A 5,273-nucleotide genomic window follows, 5' to 3' on the forward strand; every position below is an offset into this window, starting at 1 on the left:
CGACGGCGTACCCGGCGGCCGCGTGGGCCGCCGCGTCCCGCACGGTGACCCCGGCCGGTGGCGGGTCGGGCACCGCGCCCGCCGGCAGGAACGCCGTGCGGGTGAGGGCCGCCGGATCGTGCGCGCGCACCTGGGAGCGGTCGACGACGAGGTCTCCGCGCTGCTCGTCGGGTGGCAGGATGCGCGCGACCCGCAGCGGAACGACACTGCCGTCGGCGAACCGGGCGTCGAGAATCGCGCCCCCGGCGAGGCCGAGCGCGGCGGCCGTCGGGCTGGACAGGACCACCTCCCCCGGCTGCACCAGGCCGGGGTCGGCGGTCCCGACCGCGTCGACGGCGGTCGGTCCCGCAGGTCCTCCGACGACGAGCACGGTCGGCAGCGGGATCCGGGCGCCGGGGACGGCGAGGGCATGGGCGACGTCGTCGGGCAGGCCGGGCGTGCCGTCGCGCTCCACGGTCACCTGCCCGGCGAGCTGTGCGGTCCGGGGGCTCGGGATGTTCGCCGCGTCGGAGGTAGCGGACCTGCCCCGGCCCGGGGCGGCCACCATCGGGCGGCACGCCGTCGACGGGCCGATGGGCCGGCTCGTCGAACCCGTGCTCCCCCTGGAGTTCGACGGCCGGCCCGCGCCGCTGCCCGGCCCGCCTCAGCTGCTGGGAACCGCCGCCGCCACCTGGTGACCGGCCGGCGCCCAGCCGATCGCCGGGGCGACCCGCTCGGCGATCGAGCGCAGCAGGTGCGCGTTGTACTCGACACCGAGCTGGTTGGGCACGGTGAACAGCACGTAGTCCGCCTCCCGCACGGCGACGTCCTCGGCGAGCTCGGCGGCGATCCGGTCCGGGTCGCCGACGTAGCTGCGGCCGAACCGGGACCGGGCGCCGTCCAGGACCCCGACCTGGTCGTCCTCGCCGCGCTCACCGAAGTAGCGGCGGTCGAGGTCGGTCGTGACCGGGATGACGCTGCGCGACACCGACACCAGCGGGGCGCGGTCGTGCCCGGCGGCGGCCCAGGCCTCGCGGTAGCGCAGGATCTGCTCGGCCTGCAGCCGGTCGAACGACTCGCCGGTGTCCTCGGTGAGCAGCGTCGAGCTCTGCAGGTTCATGCCCTGGGTCGCGGCCCACTCGGCGGTGGCCCGGGTCCCCGCGCCCCACCAGATCCGGTCGCCGAGGCCCGGGGACTGCGGCTGCACCGGCAGCGCGACGTGCCGCCCGCGGGTGCGGGACGGGTCGGCGGGTGCCACCCCGGCACCGCGGATCGCGGCGAGGAACACCTTGGCCTTGGCGCGGGCGGCGTCGGCGTGGGTCTGCCCGTCGGCGGGCCGGTACCCGAAGGCCTCGGCGCCGTTCAGCGCGATCTCGGGCGAGCCCCGGCTCACGCCGAGCTGCAGCCGCCCGCCGGAGAGCAGGTCGGTCGCGGCGGCCTCCTCGGCCATGTAGAGCGGGTTCTCGTAGCGCATGTCGATCACACCGGTGCCCATCTCGATCCGGCTGGTGGTCGCCGCGATCGCTGCGAGCAGCGGGAACGGCGCGGCCAGCTGGCGCTCGAAATGGTGCACGCGCACGAAGGCGCCGTCGATGCCGATGTCCTCCGCGGCACGCGCCAGCTCCACGGTCTGGCGCAGCGCGTCGGCGGCGGTGGGGGTCCGGGACCCGGGGACCTCTCCGTGGTGCCCGAACGACAGGAACCCGATCTTCGTCATGCCCTCTGCAACAGAAGTTGAGGGCTCAACATTCCGTCAGAGGGCGCCCTTGGTGGACGGCACCCCGGTGACCCGCGGGTCGGGCTCGGTCGCGGCCCGCAGCGCGCGGGCCACGGCCTTGAACTCGGCCTCGGTGATGTGGTGCGGGTCGCGGCCGTCGAGCACCCGGACGTGCAGGGCGAGGTGCCCGTGGAAGGCCAGGGACTCGAACACGTGCTTGTTCAGCACGGTCGGGTAGTGCCCGCCGACGACGAAGCCGCGCATCATCTCCGGCTCGCCGGTGCACACGGTGTAGGGCCGGCCGGAGACGTCGACGACGGCCTGGGCGAGGGCCTCGTCCATCGGGATCCAGGCGTCACCGAAGCGGCGGATGCCCTTCTTGTCCCCCAGCGCCTGGCGGATCGCCTGTCCCAGCACGATCGCGACGTCCTCCACGGTGTGGTGGGAGTCGATCTCGATGTCGCCCTCGGCGTGCACGGACAGGTCGAAGCTGCCGTGCTTGCCGAACGCGTCGAGCATGTGGTCGAAGAACGGGACCGTGGTGGTGATGTCGGTGCGCCCGGTGCCGTCGAGGTCGATCTCGACGACGATGCGGGTCTCCTTGGTGACGCGTTCGACGCGTCCGATGCGGCTCACCTTGTCGGTCATCACAACAGCTCCTGGGTGGCGAGGTCGGTGGCGGCGGTGAGGAAGGCGTCGTTCTCCTCCGGCGTGCCCACGGTGACCCGCAGCCGCTCGGGGATGCCGACGTCGCGGATCAGCACGCCCTGGTCGAGGAACCCCTTCCAGGCGCGGCCGGCGTCGGCGAAGCGTCCGAAGAGGATGAAGTTGGCGTCGGAGGCGACGACGTCGTAGCCGGCGGCGGCCAGCTCGCCGGAGATCCGGTCCCGCTCGGCGGCGAGCAGCGCCACCGAGCCGAGGGTGGCCTCGGCGTGGCGGAGCGCGGCCCGCGCGGCGGCCTGCGACAGCACCGACAGGTGGTAGGGCAGTCGCACGAGCTGGAGTGCGTCGATCACCGCGGGCGCGGCGGCGAGGTAGCCCAGCCGACCGCCGGCGAAGGCGAACGCCTTGCTCATCGTCCGCGACACCACGAGCTTGTGGCCGTGCGTCGCCAGCAGGGTCGTGGCGCTCGGGCGGCCGGTGGCCTCGGCGAACTCGGCGTAGGCCTCGTCGACGACGACCATGCCGGGGGCGGCGTCGACCAGCCGGGCCAGGTCGGCCGGGGCGACCGACTGCCCGGTCGGGTTGTTCGGGCTGGTCACGAACGTGACGTCCGGGGCCTTCTCGGCCAGGACGGTGACGGCCGCGTCGATGTCGAGGGTGAAGTCGTCGCGGCGCGGCACCGGGACGAACTCGGTCTGCGTACCGGAGGCGAGGATCGGGTGCATCGAGTAGCTGGGCACGAAGCCGAGCGCGGTCCGGCCGGGACCGCCGAAGGTCTGCAGGATCTGCTGGAGGATCTCGTTGGACCCGTTCGCGGCCCACAGGTTCGCCGTGGTCAGCTCGACCCCGGTCTGCCGGGACAGGTAGGCGGCGAGATCGCCCCGCAGCGCGACGAGGTCGCGGTCGGGGTACCGGTGCAGCTCACGGGCCGCCTCCTCCACCGAGGCGGCGACGTCGGCGACAAGCTCGGGCGGCGGCGGGTACGGGTTCTCGTTGGTGTTGAGCCGCACCGCGACGTCGAGCTGCGGCGCGCCGTACGGGCTCTTCCCGCGCAGGTCCTCGCGCAGCGGCAGGTCCGCGAGCCGGACCGTCGACCCGGCGGTCACGCCCCGGCCCCCTCGAACCGGGCGGTCACGGCCTCGCCGTGGGCGGGCAGATCCTCGGCGTTCGCCAGGGTCACGACCCGGCCGGCGACCTCGGCCAGCGCCGCGCGTCCGTAGTCGACGACGTGGATGCCGCGCAGGAACGTCGCCGTCGACAGCCCGCCGGAGTGCCGCGCGCAGCCCCCGGTCGGGAGCACGTGGTTCGACCCGGCGCAGTAGTCGCCCAGCGACACCGGCGACCAGGCCCCGACGAAGATCGCACCGGCGTTGCGGACCTTCGCCGCGTCGCCCCCGGAGTCGGCGGTCTGGATCTCCAGGTGCTCGGCGGCGTAGGCGTCGACGACGGCGACCCCGTCGGCGGTCGAGGACACCAGGATGACCCCGGACTGCGGCCCGGTCAGCGCGGTGCGCACCCGCTCGGTGTGCTTGGTCGCGCCGACCCGGGTCTCCAGCTCGGCCTCGACCCGCTCCACCAGCGCGTCGGAGGTCGTGACCAGCACCGATGCGGCGTTCGGGTCGTGCTCGGCCTGCGAGATGAGGTCCGCGGCGACGTGCGCGGCGTCCGCGGTGTCGTCGGCGAGGATCGCGATCTCGGTGGTGCCGGCCTCGGCGTCGATCCCGACCAGGCCGCGCAGCATCCGCTTGGCCGCGGTGACGTAGACGTTGCCGGGGCCGGTGACCATGTCGACCGGCTCCAGCTCGGCGCCGTCGGTATCGGTGCCGCCGTAGGCCAGCAGCGCGACGCACTGGGCGCCGCCGACGGCCCACACCTCCTCGACGCCGAGCAGCGCGGCCGCCGCCAGGATCGTCGGGTGCGGGCGTCCGCCGAACTCCGCCTGCGCCGGGGAGGCGACGACCAGCGACTCCACGCCGGCCGCCTGCGCCGGGACCACGTTCATGATCACGCTCGACGGGTAGACCGCCAGCCCGCCCGGGGCGTAGAGCCCGACCCGGCGGACCGGGACGAACCGCTCGGTGACGGTGCCGCCGGGGACGACCTGGGTGACCACGTCGGGCCTGCGCTGCTCGGCGTGCACGATCCGGGCGCGCTCGATCGAGCTCTCCAGTGCCGCGCGCACGTCCGGGTCGAGATCGCGCAGGGCGGCGGAGATCGCCTCGGCCGGGACGCGCACGGTCTCCGGACGGACCCGGTCGAAGCGCTCGGTGGCGTCCAGCGCGGCGGCGGCGCCGCGGTCGCGCACGTCCTCCACCAGCGGGCGGGCACGCTCCAGAGCGGCGTCGATGTCCAGCTCGGCGCGCGGCATCATGCCGCGCAGGGTGGCCGGACGGGGCAGCGGTTCGGCTCGCAGGTCGAGGCGGCGGAGCATGGCCCCCAGGATACGGCGGCGGTCCGGCACGGTCCCATCCCGGCGGGGTGAGCCACGTCCTCGCCGTCGGTGGGCCGTGGCAGTCTCCGCGGCGTGACCCGCCACGTGAGCGACGCCGAACGCCGGGCCCGGCTGGTGACCCGGCACCGGCTCGCCCCGCACACCCGCACCGACGACGTCGTCGCGATCAGCGACGACCTGGTCGCGCTGCACTCCACCGACCCGGTCTCGGTGTACCTGTCGGCGGCGGCCCGGATGGCGACGCCGACGCTGGCGCCGGTCGCGGCGGCGCTGCACGAGGACCGGACCCTGCTGCGCCACCACGCGATGCGCCGCACGCTGTGGGTGTTCAGTCGTGCCCACGCCGCCCTGGCCCACCACGCGGCCACCGTGGACGTCGCCGCGGTGCAGCGCCGTGACCTGCTGCGGCAGCTCGCGGCGGACGGCGTCGACGACCCGCAGGCCTGGTACGCCGAGGCCGCC

Annotated in this window: 7 protein-coding genes; 2 read left to right on the forward strand and 5 right to left on the reverse strand. The window is 75.0% G+C overall.

Annotation, left to right across the window (positions count from 1 at the left end; all coding sequences use genetic code 11):
- Window positions 1-454 (reverse strand): hypothetical protein (locus GTW08_RS28720; RefSeq protein WP_202417837.1); only part of this gene is annotated, 454 nt, incomplete at its 3' end.
- 40 nt (window positions 455-494) lie between these two features.
- Between GTW08_RS28720 and GTW08_RS28725 the strand changes: the two genes are divergently transcribed.
- The gene (locus tag GTW08_RS28725; RefSeq protein WP_073573891.1) at window positions 495-677 is read left to right on the forward strand and encodes a hypothetical protein; all 183 of its coding nucleotides are present in this window, start codon (window positions 495-497) and stop codon (window positions 675-677) included.
- On the opposite strand, the gene GTW08_RS28730 is transcribed toward GTW08_RS28725, so the two are convergent.
- From GTW08_RS28730 to hisD, 4 genes are read right to left on the reverse strand one after another with little or no spacing between them, the layout of a single operon-like run.
- Window positions 644-1,696, reverse strand: coding sequence for an LLM class flavin-dependent oxidoreductase (locus GTW08_RS28730; RefSeq protein ID WP_073573892.1), 1,053 nt, complete (start codon window positions 1,694-1,696; stop codon window positions 644-646). The two genes, GTW08_RS28725 and GTW08_RS28730, sit on opposite strands and share 34 nt — an antisense overlap.
- Before the next feature lie 36 nt (window positions 1,697-1,732).
- A complete protein-coding gene (gene hisB, locus GTW08_RS28735; RefSeq protein ID WP_208623216.1) occupies window positions 1,733-2,332 on the reverse strand; it encodes an imidazoleglycerol-phosphate dehydratase HisB in 600 nt (199 codons plus the stop codon).
- Between the two features lie 11 nt (window positions 2,333-2,343).
- Window positions 2,344-3,465 carry a histidinol-phosphate transaminase gene (locus tag GTW08_RS28740; protein ID WP_073573894.1) on the reverse strand — a complete coding sequence of 374 codons (1,122 nt, stop codon included), beginning with the start codon at window positions 3,463-3,465 and terminating at the stop codon, window positions 2,344-2,346.
- Window positions 3,462-4,790, reverse strand: coding sequence for a histidinol dehydrogenase (hisD, locus tag GTW08_RS28745; RefSeq protein WP_073574068.1), 1,329 nt, complete (start codon window positions 4,788-4,790; stop codon window positions 3,462-3,464). The genes GTW08_RS28740 and hisD overlap by 4 nt, the downstream gene beginning before the upstream one ends.
- Window positions 4,791-4,883: 93 nt before the next feature.
- Between hisD and GTW08_RS32315 the strand changes: the two genes are divergently transcribed.
- A partial coding sequence (locus tag GTW08_RS32315) for a DNA glycosylase AlkZ-like family protein (protein ID WP_202417838.1) occupies window positions 4,884-5,273 on the forward strand: 390 nt, incomplete at its 3' end.

This window comes from Pseudonocardia sp. SID8383, from assembly GCF_009864975.1.
Classification (GTDB): Bacteria; Actinomycetota; Actinomycetes; order Mycobacteriales; family Pseudonocardiaceae; genus Pseudonocardia; species Pseudonocardia alni.

Coding starts and splice junctions, on each gene's coding strand:
- GTW08_RS28730 (WP_073573892.1), bottom strand. CDS start 1,696: ATGACGAAGATCGGGTTCCTGTCGTTCGGGCACCACGGAGAGGTCCCC.
- hisD (WP_073574068.1), bottom strand. CDS start 4,790: ATGCTCCGCCGCCTCGACCTGCGAGCCGAACCGCTGCCCCGTCCGGCC.
- GTW08_RS28725 (WP_073573891.1), top strand. CDS start 495: ATGTTCGCCGCGTCGGAGGTAGCGGACCTGCCCCGGCCCGGGGCGGCC.